Annotated in this window: 24 protein-coding genes; 5 read left to right on the top strand and 19 right to left on the bottom strand. The window is 63.8% G+C overall.

The annotated features are described in order from the left end of the window. Positions 1-2: 2 nt before the first annotated feature. The 16 genes from ACYVB7_RS17155 to ACYVB7_RS17080 all read right to left on the bottom strand — a co-directional run bounded on the left by ACYVB7_RS17155 (position 3) and on the right by ACYVB7_RS17080 (position 14725). On the bottom strand, positions 3-650 hold the full coding sequence (locus ACYVB7_RS17155; RefSeq protein ID WP_460509702.1) for a hypothetical protein: 648 nt from the start codon (positions 648-650) through the stop codon (positions 3-5). Next, complete coding sequence (gspM, locus tag ACYVB7_RS17150; RefSeq protein ID WP_460509701.1) at positions 647-1213, bottom strand: type II secretion system protein GspM; 567 nt, start codon at positions 1211-1213, stop codon at positions 647-649. Before gspM ends, ACYVB7_RS17155 begins: the two co-directional genes overlap by 4 nt. Continuing rightward, a complete protein-coding gene (locus ACYVB7_RS17145) occupies positions 1210-1935 on the bottom strand; it encodes a PilN domain-containing protein (protein WP_460509700.1) in 726 nt (241 codons plus the stop codon). Before ACYVB7_RS17145 ends, gspM begins: the two co-directional genes overlap by 4 nt. Positions 1936-2302: 367 nt before the next feature. Next, positions 2303-3145, bottom strand: coding sequence for a type II secretion system protein GspK (locus ACYVB7_RS17140; RefSeq protein ID WP_460509699.1), 843 nt, complete (start codon positions 3143-3145; stop codon positions 2303-2305). Then, a complete protein-coding gene (locus tag ACYVB7_RS17135) occupies positions 3142-3834 on the bottom strand; it encodes a prepilin-type N-terminal cleavage/methylation domain-containing protein (protein ID WP_460509698.1) in 693 nt (230 codons plus the stop codon). Before ACYVB7_RS17135 ends, ACYVB7_RS17140 begins: the two co-directional genes overlap by 4 nt. Next, positions 3831-4274, bottom strand: coding sequence for a prepilin-type N-terminal cleavage/methylation domain-containing protein (locus ACYVB7_RS17130; RefSeq protein WP_460509697.1), 444 nt, complete (start codon positions 4272-4274; stop codon positions 3831-3833). The genes ACYVB7_RS17135 and ACYVB7_RS17130 overlap by 4 nt, the downstream gene beginning before the upstream one ends. A gap of 7 nt (positions 4275-4281) precedes the next feature. Continuing rightward, entirely contained in the window at positions 4282-4758 is a 477-nt protein-coding gene (locus ACYVB7_RS17125; RefSeq protein ID WP_460509696.1) for a GspH/FimT family pseudopilin, read from the bottom strand. Beyond that, a complete protein-coding gene (gene gspG / locus ACYVB7_RS17120) occupies positions 4755-5186 on the bottom strand; it encodes a type II secretion system major pseudopilin GspG (RefSeq protein ID WP_460509695.1) in 432 nt (143 codons plus the stop codon). Before gspG ends, ACYVB7_RS17125 begins: the two co-directional genes overlap by 4 nt. A gap of 30 nt (positions 5187-5216) precedes the next feature. Then, a complete protein-coding gene (locus ACYVB7_RS17115; RefSeq protein WP_460509694.1) occupies positions 5217-6473 on the bottom strand; it encodes a type II secretion system F family protein in 1257 nt (418 codons plus the stop codon). Further along, positions 6466-8178 carry a type II secretion system ATPase GspE gene (gspE, locus tag ACYVB7_RS17110; protein WP_460509693.1) on the bottom strand — a complete coding sequence of 571 codons (1713 nt, stop codon included), beginning with the start codon at positions 8176-8178 and terminating at the stop codon, positions 6466-6468. Before gspE ends, ACYVB7_RS17115 begins: the two co-directional genes overlap by 8 nt. Positions 8179-8216: 38 nt before the next feature. Further along, on the bottom strand, positions 8217-8996 hold the full coding sequence (locus tag ACYVB7_RS17105) for a glycosyltransferase family 2 protein (protein ID WP_460509692.1): 780 nt from the start codon (positions 8994-8996) through the stop codon (positions 8217-8219). Between the two features lie 13 nt (positions 8997-9009). Next, positions 9010-9576 (bottom strand): dTDP-4-dehydrorhamnose 3,5-epimerase family protein, encoded by a 567-nt coding sequence (gene rfbC / locus ACYVB7_RS17100; protein WP_460509691.1) that lies wholly within the window; start codon positions 9574-9576, stop codon positions 9010-9012. Positions 9577-9593: 17 nt separating this feature from the next. Continuing rightward, the gene (gene rfbA, locus ACYVB7_RS17095; protein ID WP_460509690.1) at positions 9594-10487 is read right to left on the bottom strand and encodes a glucose-1-phosphate thymidylyltransferase; all 894 of its coding nucleotides are present in this window, start codon (positions 10485-10487) and stop codon (positions 9594-9596) included. 49 nt (positions 10488-10536) lie between these two features. Then, positions 10537-11451, bottom strand: coding sequence for a Rossmann-fold NAD(P)-binding domain-containing protein (gene rfbD, locus ACYVB7_RS17090; RefSeq protein ID WP_460509689.1), 915 nt, complete (start codon positions 11449-11451; stop codon positions 10537-10539). Then, positions 11448-12524, bottom strand: coding sequence for a dTDP-glucose 4,6-dehydratase (gene rfbB, locus ACYVB7_RS17085; protein WP_460509688.1), 1077 nt, complete (start codon positions 12522-12524; stop codon positions 11448-11450). The genes rfbD and rfbB overlap by 4 nt, the downstream gene beginning before the upstream one ends. Positions 12525-12727: 203 nt before the next feature. Continuing rightward, positions 12728-14725: an SDR family oxidoreductase gene (locus ACYVB7_RS17080; protein ID WP_460509687.1), complete on the bottom strand. Its 1998-nt coding sequence runs from the start codon at positions 14723-14725 to the stop codon at positions 12728-12730. A 230-nt stretch (positions 14726-14955) separates the two neighbouring features. On the opposite strand from ACYVB7_RS17080, the gene ACYVB7_RS17075 reads away from it, so the two are divergent. The 4 genes from ACYVB7_RS17075 to ACYVB7_RS17060 all read left to right on the top strand — a co-directional run bounded on the left by ACYVB7_RS17075 (position 14956) and on the right by ACYVB7_RS17060 (position 18519). Further along, positions 14956-15576, top strand: coding sequence for a phasin family protein (locus tag ACYVB7_RS17075; RefSeq protein ID WP_460509686.1), 621 nt, complete (start codon positions 14956-14958; stop codon positions 15574-15576). A 73-nt stretch (positions 15577-15649) separates the two neighbouring features. Then, positions 15650-16975, top strand: coding sequence for a patatin-like phospholipase family protein (locus ACYVB7_RS17070; protein WP_460509685.1), 1326 nt, complete (start codon positions 15650-15652; stop codon positions 16973-16975). 22 nt (positions 16976-16997) lie between these two features. Continuing rightward, positions 16998-17657 (top strand): TetR/AcrR family transcriptional regulator, encoded by a 660-nt coding sequence (locus ACYVB7_RS17065; RefSeq protein ID WP_460509684.1) that lies wholly within the window; start codon positions 16998-17000, stop codon positions 17655-17657. A gap of 88 nt (positions 17658-17745) precedes the next feature. Further along, entirely contained in the window at positions 17746-18519 is a 774-nt protein-coding gene (locus ACYVB7_RS17060; RefSeq protein ID WP_460509683.1) for a hypothetical protein, read from the top strand. A 24-nt stretch (positions 18520-18543) separates the two neighbouring features. Here ACYVB7_RS17060 and ACYVB7_RS17055 read toward each other — a convergent pair whose 3' ends face one another. Continuing rightward, a complete protein-coding gene (locus ACYVB7_RS17055; protein WP_460509682.1) occupies positions 18544-20025 on the bottom strand; it encodes a wax ester/triacylglycerol synthase family O-acyltransferase in 1482 nt (493 codons plus the stop codon). 97 nt (positions 20026-20122) lie between these two features. Here ACYVB7_RS17055 and ACYVB7_RS17050 point away from each other — a divergent pair, with 97 nt between their 5' ends. Next, positions 20123-20377: an acyl-CoA-binding protein gene (locus tag ACYVB7_RS17050; RefSeq protein WP_460509681.1), complete on the top strand. Its 255-nt coding sequence runs from the start codon at positions 20123-20125 to the stop codon at positions 20375-20377. Between the two features lie 4 nt (positions 20378-20381). Here ACYVB7_RS17050 and ACYVB7_RS17045 read toward each other — a convergent pair whose 3' ends face one another. Continuing rightward, a complete protein-coding gene (locus ACYVB7_RS17045) occupies positions 20382-21608 on the bottom strand; it encodes a CaiB/BaiF CoA transferase family protein (protein WP_460509680.1) in 1227 nt (408 codons plus the stop codon). After that, positions 21605-21946, bottom strand: coding sequence for a polyhydroxyalkanoic acid system family protein (locus ACYVB7_RS17040; RefSeq protein ID WP_460509679.1), 342 nt, complete (start codon positions 21944-21946; stop codon positions 21605-21607). Before ACYVB7_RS17040 ends, ACYVB7_RS17045 begins: the two co-directional genes overlap by 4 nt. Positions 21947-22013: the final 67 nt, after the last annotated feature.

Genomic DNA, 22013 nt, shown 5'->3' with positions numbered 1-22013 from the left:
TGTCACTCCTTGACCGGCGGCAAACCGGCCTTGCGGAAGAGTTCATTGCGTTGGCGCAGCCTTTCGCGGGCGGCTTCCACTTCAGCCTGCATCATGGCTTGCCGATCCATGGGCGCGCTCGGCGAGGGCACAGCCCCGGGGGTGGGGGCAGCACTGGTGGTGACCGGTGTTTTGCGAGCGCCATGGTTGGCCACGAGGTTGAGGGTTCGGGTTTCGTCTCCACGCGCAAACGTGACCGACCGCCCTTCGATGGCCTTGACCGTCCAGTCGCCAATGCTTTCATTCACATGGACACGGCGGACCTTGCCGTCAAAGTTGGCCAGCACCCCCCCCCTGTCGCCACTGCCGAACAGGCCATACAGGGTGACGTTGGCCAAGGGGTCGGGCGGAGGGGGTGGCGCAGGAGGCGCGGGCGGAGGGGGTGGACGCCGATCGGGCGCAAACATGGGGCGATCCAGCACCGCCATGAACTGGACGGGACTGGCTGGGGCAACGGCTTCCGTGCTTTCTCCGGCTGAAAGTTCGGGCGGCAACGGTGCGGGGGCGGTCCAGGCGAATGCCCGAGGCTGGCCCGATTCATCCAGCCACAAGGCGGCCAATGTTCCGGCCAAAGCCACCACCAGGGTCACCAACAGGATGCGCACCTTCATGCCCGGGACCTCATCACCGACAGGTTGAATTGAGCGCCCAACTTCTGAGCTGATTTTGGTTTGACAGCCCCAATGGTCTGGATGGAAAAGCCATCCAGCCACACAGAGGGGGTTTGCGTTTGCAACAAGGTGAGCGCGTTGTGCAGGCCGACCAAGTCCCCCTCGACCTTGAGCACGATGCCGATGCGATCAAAGGTTTTGCCCTCTTTGGGAGGCAACACCTGGATGCTGCCAATGTCGAGCTTGCTGTCGGCAAACAAGGTGCGGATGCGTTGTTGCGCTTCGTTGCCCACCTGGGTGGGGTCTTGCTCTGCTGCATAGGCCCGTGCAGCCAATTGCTGCCGAACCGCGGCCTCGGCCTTGTCCAGTTCAGCCTTGCTGTCGCGCAGCCCCAGCAGCCGGGCGTGACGCGGGGTGATCTGGTCCAGCCGCTCTTGCAGCTGTTGATGTTTTTGCCAGACCCACCAGCCCCCCAGGCCCAGGGGAACCAGGACCACCGACAAGGTCAGCAGTTGCAGCCCGAACAAATAGCGGGCACGAGATGAGTGGGCGGCGGCTGTCATGATCGCAACTGGGACACGTCGAGCGTGGCCTCGATGGTGAAGCTTTCTTTGTCTGCCCCCAGGGGTTTGATGGCGGGGGTTGGGGCTTTGATGTCCTTCAGACCGGGCACTTTGCCCAAGGCCTGCATGAGCAGCGCTGCATTGGGTGTCTGCCCCGTGAGGATGAGTTTTGGAGGCTTGTCTGGCCATTCCGTGGCGTTGAACGACAGGGTCAGCAAGGAGGAGTCGTCTGGCAGCGCGCTGGTGACCTTGTCCATGACTTCCAGGGCCGACAAAGGGGCCCCGGCGGTGTCCATCACGGCCTTCAATTGCTCAGCCGCACTGACATAGGCTTCGCGCTGGCGCTGCACAGGCGCCACCTGCTGCATCAGGGCTGCATGCTGTGCTGCCGCGTCGAGCACCACCAGGCGCTGCTGCAATGTGGGCGTGACCGCAATGACGCCGACCAAGCCCGCCGCCGCCAAACACAGCGCTGCGTTGGCCATGCCCCCCAGGCGTTGCTGTCGTTGCCGCCGCAACTCACCAAACCCGGGCAGGACAACGGGGTGTGGAAAGCCATCGAAAGACACCCACACCTCGGGCTGCACGCTGGGCGAGACTGGCGCAGCAAGCTGGGACAAGCGCTGCTGAAGGTGCTGGAGCACCAGCGTCCGGGATGTGACAACCAGCTCCCAAACCTGCTCGCCCCCCGACGCTGGCACCGACTGAGAAACCCACAACATGTCGGTCTCGGGAAAGGGGCTTTGACTGGCTGCCTCCAAACGCAGCGCAGAGTCCACCGCGGACGGTGGCAGCTGCGGCATGCGGACACAGCGACGCAGAAGAATGTCTTCAGGCAACTGAACCGCAACAAATTTTGCAGCAGACAGGCCTTTTACATCAAGCGACAGAGGTCGATTTTTAGAATAAAAAAACTGCTCAGACCCATCGGCCATCAACACCCTCACGGGTGCCGTTGGCCACAACCACCGCAACACCGGCCATTGCGCCATGTCACGCCAGGCCATGCGCAGATCGTCCCCGAGCGTGGACAAGTCCAAACCAAACAGGCGAGCGTCTCGTTGGAGGATGGCCATGGGCTGAGTTCGATCAAAAATTACCAACAGGTTGCGAAAATTGCTGCATGTCCAGCACCGTCCAGGGCAAGCCTGTGCGAAGAGACGGCATCAGGCTGACGGTCCATGTTCGAACCCAGGATGCGCCATCCGACAAAGGCACCTCGGCACTGACCTGCACAGCCATGGAGGGACCGTTGTCAATGAAGGCGGGGTTGAGCGACGACGTGTCCATGGGCAAGGGGGATGGTGTTTCGCGCACAGCGGCCAACTGGCTGGCCCGTGCAAGGTTGCCTTGGGCCAGCACCGCCAACACGGGCAGCGGGGCTGATTGCGCATTGACTCGCCCCCCCCCGCTGAGGTTGGCAGAAACAAGGCGGGCGATCGTAGCATAGAGGGGGTACGAAACCCCTGGAACACGAAGCAAGTCCTCGGGTGCATCGAACCCTTCGGGTCGACCTTGGGCATCCGGGCGGGTGCGGGTCTCCACCGTTGCATGCGCGAGTTGGGCCGCCATGTCGGCTGACAAACCACCCCCATGCTGGTAGAGCGCGGCCAGCAAGGGTTCGGGTGCGTGGTTGATGTCAATCAACCCTGAAAGCGGCTGCGCCACCACTTTCACAGATTGCCCAAACACGTTGACAAAAGATGCCATGGGCCGATCCACACTCAGTTTGCGCGACGCGGCCTCTTGCAACCACAGGCGGATGGCCGCATCGGCCAGCGCCCCCGCCACAACGGACTGGCGTTGGTGGGTGGCAATGTGAATTTCACCGCGCAAATTGCGAATCAACCCGGTGACCATGATGGACAGGGCTGCCACCAGCCACAGCACCGCCACCAGTGCCAAGCCCTGGGTTTGCAAACGCGATCTCACCGGCTGCCTCCAATGGAAAAGACCCCACCTGCGGCACGCCCCTGTGAAAGCGCCTGCACCGACAGGACCAGGTCGGGCCAGGCCCCCTGTGCATCGGCCAGCGACAACAGCACGCGTTCAGGCAGCAGCTCGGGCACCTGCCATCCAGGTGCCCAACCTGGAGACCATGCTGGCGGCATGGGGCGCGCCCCTTCGGGACGCCCCTGCGCCTGCACGGCAAAATGCGTCACACCGGCCACGAGAACCCGAGGGGTGGCTCCACGCCAATCGGGGAAGTCACGCAACCCTGCATCCCAGGGCTGAAAGCGCAACACCAGCGCAGGCCCCTGGTCGGAGTCTTCCAGCGCCAAGCGGAAAAAATGTCGGCCCCCCATGCCGTGGCGCGCCGGCATGATGCCCACCCACTCCACCCGATCCGCCGTGGCGCGAAACGGCAAGACAGTCCCCGCCCCTGCGGCGGGTGGCAGCGGTCGAGCCGACACCCGCCCCAACACCTGTTGCAGAAAGCCCCGCGTGACGCGCATGTCGTCAATGCGCTGCAGTCGCTGGTCAACTTTGGTTTCGGTCTGCGCCATGGTGCGCATGACCGATGTCAGCGCAACCATCAGCACCGCCAACAGTGACATGGCGACCAGCATTTCCACCAGCGTGAAGCCATTGTCCGCCCTCTGTGCCGAGTGCCGCGTCATGGTGCGACCTCCCCGGGCAAGGGTTTGCGTTGCGGCAACAAGGTCTGAACATCCAGATTCCGCTCACGGAGTCCGTCTTGCCAACTGACGCGCAGCGTCACCACATGCAGTGGCACCCTGTCCATGGGTTCACCCTGACCGGAAGCCCCCGGCAACAGCAACAGACCACCGGTTGCATGGGGTTGGCTGCTGACCTGCCAATGAAATCCGCCCGATACGCCGCTTTCGTTCCATCCTTGAGCGGTGACCGAATCGCGTGATGCAAGCACCGACTCGCCCACCATGGCGGCCTGCTGTCGGGCATCCAATTCGGCCACGGTTCTCACACCCCCGCCCAGGGTGCGATACAGCAACCCCAGGGACAACGCCATGATGGTGAAAGCCACCAGCAACTCCAGCAAGGACAAGCCGTGTTGCGGCGAGCGACGGGCTGCGGTCATGGTGCGATCAAGGAGAGAGGGCTTCCTGCTCGACACGCCCGGACAACCAGTCCACACGCACGCGAACCCCCGAGCCAGACGGGCGAACGAGGTCAAAGCTGCCCCCTGTAGATCCACCGTCGGGCAAAAAGAGGATGCCAGCGACCTGATCGGCACTCAGCTCGGAACTGCCCACGGTGGCACGCACTTCCAGCGGCGACGGAACCGGGTGACCCGGTTGCCCTTGCACCCCAAACAACCGCTTGGAAAGGTCCATCTGAAAACGGGTTTCCACCCCTCGGGTGACCGCCGATTGGCGCGCCTGCCTCAGGTCAGCAACCAGCGCCCGCAAGGTGTCACGGTATTGAGAGGTTTCCTTCAGCTTGCCAAAAGCCAGGGGGGCCAGCCCCACAAGCAAGGCCGCAATGGCAAACACAACCAGCAGTTCCACAAGGGTGAATCCGCGCTGAACACCCGACCGGAGCGAGACGCCAAGGCGGTTCACTGTTGGTTTTTGATGTCGGCGTTCTCGCCTTCTCCGCCGGGCGCTCCGTCGCCCCCCAGGGAGAGAATTTCCACCCCCCCTCCGGCTGCGGGACTGGTGTATTTGTAGGGCTTGCCCCAGGGGTCATTGGGAACCCCACCTTTCACATAGGGACCATTCCAACCCGCGGCGGCAGCGGGCTTTGACACCAGAGCCTGCAATCCTTCATCAGTGGAGGGATAACGACCGACATCCAGCTTGAACAAGTCCAGTGATTTTTCCAAGTCGGCAATCTGGACTGCTGCGGTCTTGCTTTTGGCTCCGCCCAACTGCCCCAGAACGCGAGGACCCACAAGTCCGGCCAGCAAGGTGAGGATGGCCAGGACCACCAGCAGTTCGATGAGGGTGAAGCCCTGCGCCTGGCGACGCACAGAATGTTGGAATTGCATGAGTTTGACGTGTGCGAAAGGGAGTGAATTTTACGAAGCCAAGTCATTGACGGACAAAATGCCCAGCAGGATGGAAACGATGATGGCGGCAATGAGCAAGCCGAGCACCAAGATGAGCAGAGGCTCCAGCATGGTCAGCGCACGCTTGATGCCAATTTCCACTTCCCGATTGAAGATTTGCGCCAACTCCAGCAGCATGGGCCCCACACGGCCGGTTTCTTCGCCCACTCGGACCAAGTTGATGGCCAAAGGTTCAAAAATCCCAGTGGCAGACAGTGCATCGACCAGCTTTCCGCCAGCTTTGACTTGCGACGGAACGCTGGCAAGCGCTTGACGCAGGTTGGTGTTGCCCACCGTTTCGGTGGCGATGTGCAAGGCAGCCAGCAATGGCACGCCATTGCCCAACAACGTTCCCAGGGAGCGGGCAAATAAGGTCAAGTCATATTTGTGTAGCAAACCACCCAACACAGGCAAGCGCAAGGCCTGCTTTTGCCACCAAGACTTCCCCTCTGCCGAACGCAACCAACGCCGCCCCCCCCAACCCAGGATGGCCACCGCAATGGCCATGGCCCATCCGTATTGCGTGAAGGCCTGCCCCAGCCGCATGACAAACAAGGTGGGCATCGGCAGGGCGTCTCCCATGTCTTTGAACAGCGTTTCAAATTGAGGCACGACAAAACCCAGCATGGCCACCAGGGACAACACGGCGACCCCCAGCAAGATGGCTGGATAGATGGTGGCAGACACCACACTTTCGCGCAGGGCCCTCAGCCGCTCCATGTGCTCAACCAGCCGTTCGAACACCGCTGACAGTTGCCCACTGGCCTCACCGGAACGAACCATGTTGATGTAGAAATCGCCAAACAAGGGCTGGTGTCGACCCAGAGCCTTGCTCAAGGGCACGCCGCCTTTGACGTCTTCCAGCACGGTTTCAACCAATTGCGCCACGGTTGGTTTGTGGCTCATGCCGATCAGCACACGCAAGGCCGTGTCAAGTGCCAGCCCCGCCTTGAGCATGATGGACAGCTCGGTGGTCAGCAGCAGGATGTCGGCAGCCTGGGGGCGGCCCCCCACCGAACGCCCGCGGGGTTGCCGCGACTTGGGGGCCGCATTTGGCGCAACAACGGCGTGAGGCAGCGGTGTGGACGAGTCGGCCGGGGTCACCTGTATGGGCGTCAAACCCTGCTGCCGCAGCTGACGGAGGAGTTCGGCCTGAGACGCTGCCTCGCCACGCCCGTCGGTGATTTGGCCATCGGGACGGGCGGCTTGCCACAAAAAGTCAGGCATCGGACTGGTCCTCGGTCACGCGAAGCACCTCATCCAAGCTGGTTTCCCCTGCGGCAACCTTGCGCAGCCCATCTTCATACAGGCTCAACATACCGGAAGTCTGGGCCTTGGCATGCAACGTCCCGGCGTCGGCACCATCCAGGATGGCTCGGCGCAAGTCGTCGTCCAGCACCAGCAACTCGTGTACGCCGACCCGGCCACTGTAGCCCGACCCTCGGCAATGCGAACAACCCACGGCGTGGTACATCGGCTGACCGGATTGCAAGAACTGTCCCAGACCGGAGTTGCGCAGAACAGCATCGTCCACAGGCCTTGCCTCCTTGCAATGGCCGCACAGACGGCGCACGAGCCGTTGAGACAAAACGCCGTTGACCGATGAGGTGATGAGGTAGCGCTCCACCCCCATGTCGGTCAGGCGAACCACCGCCCCCGCCGCGGTGTTGGTGTGCAGTGTGGACAAGACCAAATGCCCTGTGAGCGCCGACTGCACGGCAATTTGTGCGGTTTCGCTGTCTCGCATCTCCCCGATCATGATGATGTCGGGGTCTTGCCGGAGGATGGAACGCAATGCGCGGGCAAAGGTCAGGCCAATCTGCCCGTGCACCTGGATTTGGTTGATGCCTTCCAGCTGGTACTCCACGGGCTCTTCCACCGTGATGATTTTGTGGGCATCGGCATCCACCTTGGACAGCGCGGCGTACAGCGTGGTGGTTTTGCCGGAACCTGTTGGCCCCGTGACGAGCACGATCCCATGGGGCCGCGCCAAGAGTGCATTGAACTTTTCAAGGGTGTCGGAGGCAAACCCCATGTCCTCCAGACTGAACCGCACCGAAGACCGGTCCAACACTCGCATGACCACGCTCTCACCGTGGACCGTGGGGACCGTGGACACACGCAAATCAATCTCTCGCCCCTTGACCCGGGTTTTGATTCGACCATCTTGCGGCAGCCGTCGCTCGGCGATGTCCAGGTGCGCCATGAGCTTGACCCGGGAGTTGACAGCCGCACTGTGTTTGGGTGGCACCACTTCGGACGTGGCAATGACGCCATCAACCCGATAACGGACATGCAGTCCATCGTCGAAGGGCTCCAGGTGAATGTCGGACGCACGCATGTCGATGACACGACCGATGATGGCATTCACCAGTCGAATCACCGGAGCCTCACTGGCCAGGTCTTTCAGGTGTTCAACGAAGTCGCCGCCATCGGCATCCAAACCCAGCCCGTCATCTGCGTCCACATCGGCCACGTCGGTCGGCGGCGTGAGGGCTTTCTCAATGTCCGACTCCAACGCCACGCATGGATGAATGACCTGTCCGGTGGCCAGTCGCACCGCCTTGAGCACGTACGCATCTTGCGGATTGGCCAGCGCCACGGTCAAACCAGCGCCATCAAGCTTCAACGGAAACACGCCATGGGCACGAGCAAAATCAGGGAGCAGTCCCGGCACTTCGGGCGGGAGGTCCGGGAAATCGGACGCCAGCACCAAAGGCATGTGCAACTGCTCGGCCAATGCACAAACAACGTCGGTCTCGGCGACCAAGCCCAGGCGGACCAGCACCCGCCCGAGCAAACCGCCCATTTCTGACTGGGCAAGCAGGGCTCGTTCCAAGTCGCGTGCCCCCAACTTGCCTTGCGCCACCAACAGCTCACCCAGCCGAAGACGAACATGGGAAGGACTCGGCAGATCAGGAGTGAGTGGCATGGAGGCAGAGGACATGACAGAATGGGACTGGCGCACGGTCAACCGTTGATGGTAACAACCGACGCAGACTTGGCCCGATATTGACGATATGACGCGGATGACCACAGCCGCAACAAGCTGCGAACATGCCAATACAGATGGCGCACATTGCGGCGGCTGGAGCGGTGGGCGTCGTGCACAACTTGCGCCTGATGTGCATCGATCAGACGCCTGCCAGCCAACTGCAGCCGAAGACATATGTCCACGTCTTCACAGTACATGAAATACCCAACATCAAAGCCACCCAACGCGGCATAGACAGCAGAAGGAAACACGAGCAAAGCGGCATTCACCCAGTCCGGAGACGTCAACCCCTGAGCCGACGAGTCTTGGCGGACCAGATACCGCCGCCACAGCGACCAGGGTGAAGGCAACAACCGCCGATGGTCTTGAACCCGCCCCTGAGGATCGAGTTGCATTGGGTACGCACAGCCCGCAAAGGGCTGTTGCGCCGCGGCCAGCAACATCGGGAACGGATCGACCTGCCACGTCAGGTCGGGGTTGAGGACCGCAAAGAACACGGCTGGATCAGCCTCCGATTGTTCGAAGAAAAAAGCCTGGTTGTGGTTCGCCCCGAATCCCAATGGAGCGGCGTTGCCAACCACCCTCAAATCGAACGGCCAGGGCAGCCCTTGCAGTGCCAACAGCCCTGGTTCGGGCACATTGAGGGTCAGCCACACCCGACGCAAGGGGGTGGCATCGGCTTGAGCCAGCAATGACAACAACACGCGGACATGGGGTCCGTGACCGTGGCTGACAATGGAAACGGACAGTGACACGGTCGGTTTCGGGTCAGGCAAACAGCTCGGACGCAGGCACATCAGCCAACCTTCGGGCAGAGAGGTCTTTGGCCGACAGCAGTGATGGTGCGACCACATCCGGCCACTGAATGCCAATGGCGGGGTCGTTCCAGGCGATGCCGCGGTCGTAGGGCGGGGAGTAGTACTCGGTGGTCTTGTACAAAAAGTCAGCGGTGTCGGTCAGCGTGACAAACCCGTGGGCAAAACCGGGGGGTATCCAGAACTGGCGGTGGTCGTCCTCGCTCAGCTCCACCCCCACCCATTGCCCGAACGTGGGCGACGCTTGGCGGATGTCCACCGCCACATCGAACACCGCGCCGCGCACCACCCGCACCAGCTTGCCCTGTGCCTTGGGGGCCAGTTGGTAGTGCAAACCACGCAGCACGCCTTTGGAGGAGCGGCTGTGGTTGTCCTGCACAAAAGACACGTCCAGGCCGGTGGCGGCATGGAAGTCGGCCTGGTTGAAGCTCTCGAAGAAAAAGCCGCGGGCGTCCCCGAACACCTTGGGTTCGAGGATGAGCACGTCGGGAATGGCGGTTGGGATGACGGTGTAAGGCATGGCGGGCAAACGTCAGGTCAATGGGCGTGGCGCAACAACTGGAGCAGGTACTTCCCGTAGCCGTTCTTGGCCAGCGGCGCCGCCAGCTTCTGGATTTGCTGGGCATCAATCCAACCGGCACGCCACGCAATTTCTTCAGGGCAGGCAATCTTGAGACCCTGGCGGTGCTCCAGGGTGGCAATGAACTGCCCGGCTTCCAGCAGGCTTTCGTGCGTGCCGGTGTCCAGCCAGGCGTAGCCGCGTTGCATGATCTGCACCGTCAAGCTGCCCTGCTCCAGGTAGGCTTGGTTGACGCTGGTGATTTCCAGCTCGCCCCGGGCGCTGGGTTTGACGGCCTTGGCAATGTCCACCACCTGGTTGTCGTAAAAGTACAGCCCGGTTACGGCAAAGTTGCTTAGCGGTTGGGCGGGCTTTTCTTCGATGCTGGTGGCCTTGCCGGTCGGGTCGAAGGCCACCACGCCGTAGCGCTCGGGGTCGTGCACGTGGTAGGCGAACACGGTGGCCCCGCTGGCCTGGGCATCGGCACTGGCCAGCAGCTTGTGCAGGTCGTGGCCGTAGAAGATGTTGTCGCCCAGCACCAGTGCGCAGGGGTTGTTGCCAATGAACTGCTCACCAATCAGGAAGGCTTGTGCCAAGCCGTCCGGGCTGGGTTGCACGGCGTAGCTGAGGTTCATGCCCCACTGGCTGCCGTCACCCAACAGCTGCTGAAAGCGGGGGGTGTCTTGCGGGGTGCTGATGATGAGCACGTCGCGGATGCCCGCCAGCATCAGGGTGCTGAGCGGGTAGTAGATCATGGGCTTGTCGTACACCGGCAGCAGCTGCTTGCTGATGGCCAGGGTGGCGGGGTGCAAGCGGGTGCCGGAGCCTCCGGCCAGGATGATGCCCTTGCGTTGCGTGGTGGGGGTGGTCATGGAATTCTGCAGTCCCTGAATGATGGAAAGGAAGCGGCCCGCGCTGCCCTCAGTGAATCTCGGCCAGCATGCGCGCCACCCCTTGCTGCCACGGGGGCAGCGTCAGCCCGAATGCCTGTTGCAGTTTGGCCGTGTTCAAGCGGGAGTTGTGCGGCCTGCGGGCGGGCGTGGGGAAGGCGCTGGTGGGCACGGGCACCACCTCTTTAACTACAAAATCAGTAGCTGCTTGCGCTTTATTTGAAAGCGCAAGAACCTGATTTGCATAATCAAACCAGGTGGTTTCACCTGCTGCCACCAAATGGTAGACGCCCGACAACCCAGCCCCGTCATGCGCCCCGGCCACGCGGCGCACGGCATGTGCGGTCACGTCGGCAATGAGGTCGGCCCCGGTGGGGGCTCCAAACTGGTCGTTGATGACGGTGAGCCGCTCGCGTTCGCGGGCCAGTCGGATCATGGTCTTGGCGAAGTTGCCCCCACGCGCGGCGTACACCCAGCTGGTGCGAAAGATCAAATGCTGGCAGCCGCTGGCCTGGATGGCCTGCTCGCCCGCCAGCTTGGTCTGGCCGTACACACTCAAGGGGCCGGTGGCGTCGGATTCCACCCAAGCCTGGGTGCCGCTGCCGTCGAACACATAGTCCGTGCTGTAGTGCACCAGCCAGGCGCCCAGTGCCGCCGCTTCGCGCGCCAGCACCGCAGGGGCCTGGGCGTTGAGGCGGTGGGCCAGGTCAGGCTCGCTCTCGGCCTTGTCCACCGCGGTGTGGGCCGCGGCGTTGACGATGACGTCGGGCCGAAGGATCTGCACCGTGCGGGTCAGCCCGTCGAGGTCGGACAAGTCGCCACACAGGGTTTGACCCGCCACGCACGCGCCTTGACGGTCCAGCGCCGTCACCGAGCCCAGCACCGCCAGGCTGCGCTGCAGCTCCCAGCCCACCTGGCCGTTTTTGCCCAGCAGCAGGATGTTCACGCCTGGGCCCCTGCCTGTGCGCCGTATTGCTTGCCCACCCACTCGCGGTAGGCACCGCTTTGCACGTTGGTCACCCACTGGGGGTTGTCCAGGTACCACTGCACGGTTTTGCGAATGCCGGTTTCAAAGGTTTCGGCGGGTTTCCAGCCCAGTTCGGCTTCGAGCTTGCGGGCATCGATGGCGTAACGGCGGTCGTGGCCAGGCCGGTCGGTGACGTGGGTGATTTGCGCGGCATAGCTGCTGCCATCGGCCTTGGGGCGCAGCTCGTCCAACAGGGCGCACACGGTGTGGACGATGTCGATGTTGGGCTTTTCGTTCCAGCCCCCCACGTTGTAGGTTTCGCCCAGACGCCCGGCCTGCAACACGCGGCGGATGGCGCTGCAGTGGTCCTTGACGTAAAGCCAGTCGCGAATTTGCATGCCATCGCCATACACCGGCAGGGGCTTGCCCGCGAGGGCATTGACGATCATGAGCGGGATGAGCTTTTCCGGAAAGTGGAAGGGCCCGTAGTTGTTGCTGCAGTTGGTGGTGAGCACCGGCAGGCCGTAGGTGTGGTGCCAGGCGCGCACCAGGTGGTCGCTGGCGGCCTTGCTGGCGCTGTAGGGGCTGTTGGGCTCGTAGCGGTTGCTTTCAGCAAAGGCGGGGTCGCCAGGGCCCAGGCTGCCGTACACCTCGTCAGTGCTGACGTGCAGAAAACGGAATGCTGCTTTTTCAGGAGCAGGCAACGCTTGCCAATGAAGCCTGACAGCTTCCAAAAGCCTGAAAGTTCCCAACACATTGGTCTGGATGAAGTCTTCGGGGCCGTGGATGCTGCGGTCCACATGGCTTTCGGCTGCAAAGTTGATGACGGCACGGGGTTGGTGCTGGGCCAGCAGCCGATCCAGCAAGGCCCGGTCACCAATGTCGCCCTGCACAAAGGTGTGGCGTGCATCGCCTTGCAGCGAGGCCAGGGTTTCCAGGTTGCCCGCGTAGGTGAGTTTGTCGAGGTTGACCACGGGCTCGTCGGAGGTGCCCAGCCAATCGAGCACGAAGTTTCCGCCGATGAAGCCGGCGCCGCCAGTGACAAGGATCATGTTGTGTCGGGGTCTGGAGTGAAAGCGAACCGTTGATTATCGACGACCGTCGACCTCAACGCGGTGGCGAGGACCTCGAATCAACAACCAAAATAAATAGCAAATAAGCCAGACATAAAAAGCACAAGGGGCTGATTTCGTCAGAAAACAGCCCCTCGGACAAAGCCCATCAGAGCCAGGCGATCACGGCACGCCAGCGCCCGTCAGAAGTGAATCCCCTGCATCATCTGCTGCAACGCCACTGCCTCGGGTGACAGCTGGGGCTTGGCCCCTTTGTCGCCCTTGGCAGCGGCGGAGTCGGGGAACATGCGGAAGCTGGTGTTCATCACGATCTGAGCCACCCGCGGCATGAAGGCGTGCAGCACCTGACCGAAGATGCCCGTGCGGGTGGCGATGCGCACGGGCTTGGACACGCAGGCGTCGGCAATCAGGTCGGCGGCTTCCTCGGGTGACAGCGTGGGCACGTTCTTGTAGATCTGCGTGGGCGCGATCATGGGTGTGCGCACCAGCGGCATGTTGATGGTGGTGAAGGTGATGCCCACATCCGCAAACTCGCTGGAGGCGCACCGCGTCCATGCGTCCAGCGCGGCCTTGCTGGCCACGTAGGCCGAGAAACGCGGCGCATTGGTCAGCACCCCGATGGAGCTGATGTTGACCACATGGCCCTTGCGCTTGGCCGTCATGCCGGGCAGCAGACCCATGGTGACGCGCAGGCAACCAAAGTAGTTGAGCTGCATGGTGCGCTCGTAGTCGTGGAAGCGGTCGTAGCTGCTCTCGATGGCACGGCGAATGGACCGTCCGGCGTTGTTGATGAGGAAGTCCACCCCACCGTGGTTCTCGATCAGCAGCTGCACAAACCGGTCGCAATCGGCCATGTCGGCGATGTCGGCGGCATAGGCCACAAACGCATACCCCTTGGCCTTGGCCTCGGCACAGGCTTCGTCCAGCTTGTCCTGGTCGCGGCCACAGATGATGGTGGTGGCCCCGGCTTCGGCAAACTTGTGCGCCGCGGCCAGCCCGATGCCGGAGCTGCCGCCCGTCACCAACACCACCTTGCCCCCCACAGTGCCCTTGAGGCTGCGGTCGATGTGCAGATCGGGGTCCAGGTGACGCTCCCAGTAGTCCCACAGCCGCCACGCGTAGTCCTTGAGGTTGGGGCATTCAACGCCACTGCCTTTGAGCATGGCGTCGGTGTCGCGACGATCAAACCGGGTGGGGTAGTTGACGAAGGTGAGGATGTCTTCCGGCAGGCCCAGGTCCTTCATCACGGCGTTGCGGATGCGGCGCACCGGCGCCAAGGCCATCATGCCCTTCTTGACGCTTTTCGGAATGAAACCCAGCAACGCGGCATTGACGAACAGGTTCATGCGCGGGGCATGGGCCGCACGGCTGAAGATGTCCAGCACGTCGCCCACGCGGTAACCCACCGGGTCCACCAAGTGAAAGCAGCGGCCCACGGTGTTGGGTTGATGGCTGATGTGAGCCAGCGCATTGACCACAAAATCCACCGGCACGATGTTGACGCGCCCCCCCTCCAGGCCCACGCTGGGCATCCAAGGGGGCAGGATCTGGCGCATGCGCTGGATGAGCTTGAAGAAGTAGTACGGCCCATCCACCTTGTCCATCTCGCCCGTGGCGCTGTCCCCCACCACCATGGCCGGGCGATACACCGTCCACGGCTGCTTGCACTCCTTGCGCACGATTTTTTCGCTCTCGTGCTTGGTGGCGAAGTAGGGATGGTCCAACCCTTCGGCTTCCTCGAACATGTCTTCGCGGAACACACCTTCATACAAGCCTGCGGCGGCAATGGATGACACATGGTGCACCTGGCCCGCCTCCACCGCTTTGGCAAACTCGACCATGTTGCGCGTGCCTTCGATGTTGACGGCCACTTGGCTGTCCTCGTCGGCGCTCAGGTCATACACCGCCGCCAGGTGGTACAGGTGGTCAATCTGCCCCTTGAGCTGCTTGACTACATCCGCCGCCACCCCCAGTTTCTTGGCCGTCAGATCGCCGTAGACCGGCACCGCACGGGCCTGCGCCTTGGCCCCCGACAGCCCCCAGTAGGCATACAGATCGGCCAGTTTGCCCTCGCTGCCCGCGCGCATCAGGAAGTGGACCGAAGCCCCCTTGCCCTCCAACAACCGCTTGACCAGCCGCTTGCCGATGAAGCCCGTGGCCCCTGTCACGAAATAACGCATGAGTGTTCTCCTGATGGCATGTGCATTGTCCTGTCGGGCACCCGAATGAACGCCCGATGAAACCAGCCTGCATTCTGCCCAGCCCCCACCGACACGGTTTCAGCACAAACCCGTGTAGACCCTGGAGTCCCGAGCCTAGAAAGTTAGTTGCACCGCCCTACATCTGCTCAGGGTCAACACGTAGAGTCCTGATCATCCGTTGCCCACACTCATTTTGAATGGAGTCCACCATGGTCAAGAAAGTCCAGAAAACCACCGCCGCCAAAGCCACCAAAACCTCCGCAGCAGCGGTCAATCCCCTGGCCGGGGCCGTGAAAGACTCTGCCCAACAGATTTGGCTGGCCGGCCTGGGCGCTTTCTCCAAGGCCCAGCAAGAAGGCACCAAGGCCTTTGAATCGCTGGTCAAGGAAGGCCTGTCCATCCAACGCAAGACCCAGGCCGTGGCCGAAGAACGCATTGCAGGGGCCACCAGCCGCATGACCAACATGGCCAACGACCTGACCGCCAAGGCCACCGGCCAGTGGGACAAGCTGGAAACCATCTTCGAAGACCGCGTGGCCCGCACCCTGAGCAAGCTGGGCGTGCCCACCGCTCAAGACATCGACGCGCTGATCGAACGCATCGACGAACTCAACCGCAACGTGCAAAAACTGCAACCCAAGGCCAGCCCCACCGCCAGCGCCCCCAAGAAGGCACCGGCCAAGAAAGCTGAAGCCCCGGTCGTCGCCCCCGTGAAGGCCAAGCCCGCCGCCAAGGCTCCTGCCGCCCGCAAGGCCGCGGCCCGCCCCGCCAAAGCCAGCGCCCCCGCCAGCACCGACGCCACCCCGGCAGACGGCGCTTCCGCGGCCTGATCGGCAGATACCACGCCCTCCGCCCCTGAAAGGCCCGCTCGGGCCTGGGGCCGATTGACGCTCCGTGACCTGAATGACTCCACGCCGCCCCCGCCGCTCGCCTCGCACCAACCCACGGGCCACGCCACCCAAGGTGGCACTGGCGCTGGCCGGAGGCGGCCCGTTGGGGGCGATTTACGAAATCGGCGCACTGTGCGCGCTGGAAGAGGCCCTGAGCGGCTTTTCCCTGGCGGACTGCAACCACTACGTGGGCGTGTCAGCCGGTGGATTCATTGCCGCCGGGCTGGCCAACGGCCTGAGCCCCCACGACCTCTGCGCCCTGTTCATCGATTCGCCCCGCCATGGCCAGGAGGCCTTCGACCCCAGCTGGCTGATGCGCCCGGCCTACGCCGAATGGCTGCAACGGCTGGCCCGCGTGCCCGACCTGGGCTGGCAAAGCCTGTGGGCCTGGGGCTCTGGGCGGCGCAACCTGCTGGGGGCCATGGAACAACTGGGGCCCCTGCTGCCCACCGGGCTGTTCAGCGCCGAAGAAGTGCACCGGCAAATCGCCCGCCTGTTCAACCGCCCCGGGCGTACCAACGACTTTCGCAAGCTCAAGCACAAGCTGACCCTGGTGGCCACCCACTTGGACAGCGGCGAAGCCGCCCCCTTCGGTCGCGAGGGTTGGGACCATGTGCCCATTTCCCGCGCCATTGCCGCCAGTGCAGCCCTGCCGGGCCTGTTCCCCCCGGTGGAAATCGACGGCAAGCACTACGTGGACGGGGCCCTGAAAAAGACCATGCACGCCACCGTGGCGCTGGAAGAAGGCGTGGACGTGATGTTCTGCCTCAACCCCCTGGTGCCCTTTGAGGCGGAAGCACCCGAAGCGCCCATGCCCTCACGCGGCGCCGAACGCCCCCATCGCCGTGCGTCGGCCTCGGCCATTCCGTCGTTGGTGGACGGCGGATTTCCGGCGGTCATGAACCAGACCTTCCGCAGCCTCATCCATTCCCGCCTGGAACTGGGCATGAAGCAGTACGAACGGGTCTACCCCGACACCGCCATCCTGCTGCTGGAGCCCGACCACCGGGACGCCGAGTTCTACCTGGCCAACACCTTCAGCTACCGGCAGCGACGCGAACTGACCGAACACGCCTACCAGCAGACCCGCCAACACCTCCTGAGCCGACGCGCCGAATGGTCCGCCCTGCTGGCCCCGCACGGCATGGGCCTGTCGTGGCACGTGCTCACCCAACCCCGGTCGCTGCTGGGCACGCCGCCGCAGACGCTCTCCCCGCCCGCGCCACGGCATCGGCTGCACCAGGCCCTGGATCAGCTCAACGCCGACGTGCAGCACCTGCAATCGGCGTTGGAGCACGACTCGCTGCAGTGGGTTCGCCCGAATACCCGCAAGACCTGAGCCCGGCTATCCTGACGGCCTCATGCCAAAAAAGCCACCCCGCCGCACCGCCGAGCGCATCCTGGAGGTCACGCTGGACCTCTTCAACCGCTTTGGCGAACCCAACGTGTCCACCACACTGATCTCGGCAGAGCTGCGCATCAGTCCGGGCAACCTGTATTACCACTACCCGGCCAAAGACGAACTCATCAACGCGCTGTACCGCCAGTACGAACGCAGCGTGATGGAAATCCTGATGGCCAGCGAAGACGTTCGCAACGTCGAAGACGCGTGGTTCTTCATGCACACGCTGTTCGAGCGCATCTGGCACCACCGCTTCCTGTACCGCGACCTGTCCGACCTGCTGAGCAAGAACCGCCAGTTGGAGACCCAGTTCCAGCTGATGATGCGGCACAAAACCCGCGCCATCCGCTCCATGCTGGATGGCATGGGGCGTGCCGGCAGCCTGCGCCTGGACGCCCGGGAACTGGACACCACCGCCAACTGCATGGTGGTGGTGCTGACCTACTGGCTCAACTTCGAGTACGTGCGCGACCCTCGCCATGCCTTGGAGCCCGACCACGCCGAACAAGCCCTGTTGCGAGGGGCAGCCCATGTGCTCAACCTGCTGGCGCCGTACATGGAACCGCAGCAACGCGAGCACCTGCTGGCACTCACCGGGGCTTACGGCCAAATGAACTGAGGTCTGCGTCGCTGCTGGTTAGCCCCGATGGTCAAGCCTTGTCAAGGCAGTGGACAATCGGCGGGTAGACCAATAACGAGGAGACCCCATGAGCCAATGGGTCCATTTCCCGAGTGCAGGGGAGTTTCAATACACAACCACGTCGCTGAAAAAGGCGTGGGCACAACTGCATGCGGGCGACTGCGAACCGCTGCCCAAGGCCTCAGGACCACTGCAAGCCTGGGTGCATTTCCACAACGGGGCGTTTGAAGCCGCCGTGAATGTGGGGCTGGAGGCCGGGGGCAGCGGCATCAACGCCGCCAACAAGGCCACCTGCCTGTACGCCAACCACCTGGAGCCGTGCGACCAAAAACGCCTGAGTCTGTACCGGGAGGCGGCCGACCGCGCCCAGATGCTGCAACAGCAAGACCCCGAGAACGCCAACGCCTGGTACCTTGAAGCCCACGCGTTGGGCCGTTACAGCCAAGGCGTCAGTGTGGGCCTGGCCTTGGCCGAGGGGCTGGGCAGCCGGGTTCGAAAGGCCCTGGACACCACCCTCAAACTCACCCCGCACCACGCGGACGCCCACCTGGCGCTGGCCGCCTTCCATGCCGAGGTGATCCACAAGGTGGGGGTGCTGATCGGCGGGCTGACCTACGGCGCCAAAAAAGACGCCGGGCACAAACACTACCGCTCGGCCATGGCGCTCAACCCGCATTCAGCCGCCACCCTGATCGAATACGCCAACGGCCTGGTCATGCTGGACGGAGAGCACCGCCGCCCCGAGGCCCTGGCCTTGCTGCAACAAGCCGCGGCCCTCACGCCCCTGGACGCCGCGCAGCGGCTGGAGGTGAACCTGGCCACGCTGGAGCTGGCCGCCTGAGCGGCAACGCCCCGCGCCCGCTGCTCACCCCTCGGTCTGGGCGGCGGTGGGCAGCATCAGCGACAGCCACAGCAACTGCTCGAACTGCGGCGCGAAGCGGTCGATGATCTCCTGCGGGTTGGGGCACATGGCCGTGTCGGTGATCAACCCGAACTGCACGCCCCCGCCATAGCTGAGGATGGACACCCCCACCCCAATGTCGCCCGACTGCGGCACCCAGAACATGACCTGCTCCAGGGTGCTGCCGCAGAACTTCAGCTTTTCCGCCGGGCCGGGCACATTGGTCATGACCGCCGTGGTCTTGCGCGAGAACAGGTTGAGCATGGCCTCCTGAGCCGGCTTGACCAGCAACCCCGCCACCGACAGCAGGCCAAACGCCAGCAAGGGCTGGGTGCTGCCCTTGAGGGCCTGCATGCGCTGGCGCACCGTGAACAGCCGCTCCAATGGATGGCTTTGCCCCACCGGCAACACCAGGGGCACCAGCCCGAAGCGGTTGCCCAACTTCCAGGCCTGCTCCATGGGCCGCAGGTTGACGGGCACCATGGCCCGGATGTCCTGCCCCTCAATGGGCTCGCCCCGCTCGCGCAGGTACTGGCCGAAGGCCCCGGCCACGCACGACAGCAACACGTCGTTGACCGAACAGCCCAAGGCCTTGCCCACCGCCTTGACCTGCTCCAGTGAAATGGGTTCGCACCATGCCACGGCCTTTGTGGCTGACGGACTGGCCTTGAGGCTGGTGGCGGCATCGTCGGACATGAGCGCCAGCGCCGCCAAGTCGCTCACCACCTGCCCGCCCAAGCGCGCCCAGCCCAGGGTCTGCTGCCAACTGGCCTGCATGCCCTCCACCGGCTTGGTGGCCAGCGCCACCGACTTGGCCACGCTGTCGCCTGCCACGTCCAACAGCTTGACCGCCATGCCTGTGAGCGGCTTGATGACCGCCTCGCCCAGCCACTCGGCGGCCACGTCGCCCGTGGCGGCACGGGTTTTCTGGCCACGCCGGGGGGGTTCCTGGCCGCCATCGACCAGGCTCATCATCACGGCGATCAGGGCCATGCCATCGGCAATGCAATGGTGGATGCGGGCGATCAGCGCGGCCCCGCCTTCGTAATTTTCGATGAGGTGAAACTGCCACAGCGGACGCTGCGGGTCCAGCGCCTCCACCGCAAGTTCCGCCACCCGCTGTTGCAAGGCCTGGCGAGCGCCGCCTTTGCGGTGGCGCGGCAGACGCTCGGACAACACATGGTGGTCGAGGTCGAAGGCGGCATCGTGCACCCAGTTGGCACCGGTCAGGTCTTCCTCGGCACGTTGGGTGAAGCGCGGGTAACACAGCAGGCGCTCGGTGATGCGTTGGCACAAGGCCTGACGGGAAATGCCAGGCCTGAGCACCCAGACCCCCGTGATCATCATGAGGTTGGCGGCGGAATCCATGCGCAGCCAGGCGGTGTCCACCTTGCTCATGCGTTGAACGGCGGGCGATGACGGGGCTGCGGTTGTGCGTGTGACCATGGCAAATGTTCTTGGAGTCTGGCCCCTATTCTGCGGGGCACTTTGCCACCTAAGATACCGGACAAACACCCCCCAAACCGAGAGGAAGCTCCCTACCATGGCCGATCTGAACGCCACCTTCGAAGCCGCTGTTGCCAACTCCAAGAACCTGAGCGAACGCCCCGACAACGCCACCCTGTTGAAGATTTACGCGCTGTACAAGCAGGCCACCGCAGGCGACAACGCCGAGAAGAAACCGGGCTTTGGTGACATGGTGGGCCGCGCCAAGTGGGACGCCTGGAACAACCTCAAAGGCACGGCCAGCGATGAGGCCAAGCAGCAGTACATCGACCTCATCGGCTCCTTGAGCTGAGCCTTCAACGCACCACGCCGCGCTCGCGCAGCTCGGCAATCTGCGCCACCGTCAGGCCCATGCCGCTCAGCACGGCATCGGTGTCCTGGCCCAAGGCGGGGGCGTCGCGCCAATGCCCTCCGGGCGTGCGCGACAGCTTGGGCACGATGCCCGGCACCAGCAGGGTCGATCCGTCGGGCTGCGGGCGGCTCAGCAGCATGTCCCGCGCTGCATAGTGCGCATCGGTCGCGATGTCGGCCACGGTGTAGATGCGTCCGGCGGGCACTTCGGCAAGGTCCAGTTCGGCCAGCACCTCGGCCACGGTGCGCGGCAAGGTCCAGGCCCCGATGGCGGCGTCCAGCTCCTGCACCCGCGCCACGCGGCCCGCGTTGTCGGCCAGCGTGGCGTCCTGGCCCAGGTCGTCACGGCCAATCGCCGTCATCAGCCGCTTGAAAATGCCGTCGCCATTGCCGCCGATCAGCACATGGCCGTCGCGGCACGGGTAGGCGTTGCTGGGGGCAATGCCCGGCAGCGCACTGCCCCCAGGCCCGCGCACCGCCCCAAAGGCGCTGTACTCGGGCAGCAGGCTTTCCATGCAGTTGAAGACGGCTTCGTACAAGGCCACGTCAATCACCTGGCCCCGGCCGCTCTTTTCCCGTTCGTGCAGCGCCATCAGGATGCCGATGACGCCGTGCAGCGCCGCCAGCGTGTCACCCAGGCTCACCCCCACGCGCACCGACACCCGGCCCGGCTCGCCCGTGAGGTGGCGGATGCCACCCATGGCCTCGCCCAGCAGGCCAAAGCCCGGCTTGTCGCGGTAGGGACCGGTCTGGCCGTAGCCGCTCACGCGCAGCACCACCAACCGCGGGTTGGCCGCGATCAGGTCCGCCGGGTCCAGGCCCCAGGCTTCCAGCGCGCCGGGGCGGAAGTTCTCGATCAGCACATCGGCCTCGGCGCACAGGCGGCGCACGATGTCGCGGGCCTCGGGCGTGCGCAAATCCAGCGCCAGCGAGCGCTTGTTGCGCGACTGCACCTGCCACCACACCGAGGTGCCGTCCTTCAGCAAGCGCCACACGCGCAGCGGGTCGCCGCCGCCCTGCCCGTCCTTCTTGGGCGGGGGTTCGATCTTGATGACGTCGGCCCCGAAATCGGCCAGCGTCTTGGCGGCGAACGGCCCGGCGATGAGCTGACCCATTTCCACCACCTTGAGCCCCTGCAAGGGGCCGTGGCCCAACGGGGCAGCCGCCGTCATGCCGCGCCCTTCTTGGGCGCCTTGACCTTGCCGCCCGGCTTGGCAGCGGCACCCGCCAGCAGCTCGTCCAGGCGTTTGACGATTTCCGTTTCGATGCTGCCCTTGAACGCCCCCAGCAAAAAGCCCAACTGCGCGTCCAGCTCGAAGCGCTGATCACACACCCGCAGCGTGCCGTTCACGCCCGATCGGGTGAAGCTCACCAGGTCTTCGGCGTCGCCCTCTTCGTAGGTGCACTCCATGCCGAACTCGTCCTCGGCCTGCTCGGCCCAGGCAAACGCGATTTGCCGGGCTTTTTTGAATGAAAAATGGTGTTCACGCTTGATGTGTATGCTTGACATGCTATGACTTTTAAACCACTCAAAACACCCATGCCCGCCCAACGTTACCCGGGGCATGGTGACGTGA

Source organism: Hydrogenophaga soli (assembly GCF_054777695.1).
Note: the sequence above shows the minus strand (reverse complement) of the source record. Positions and strands in the feature narration are given on the sequence as shown.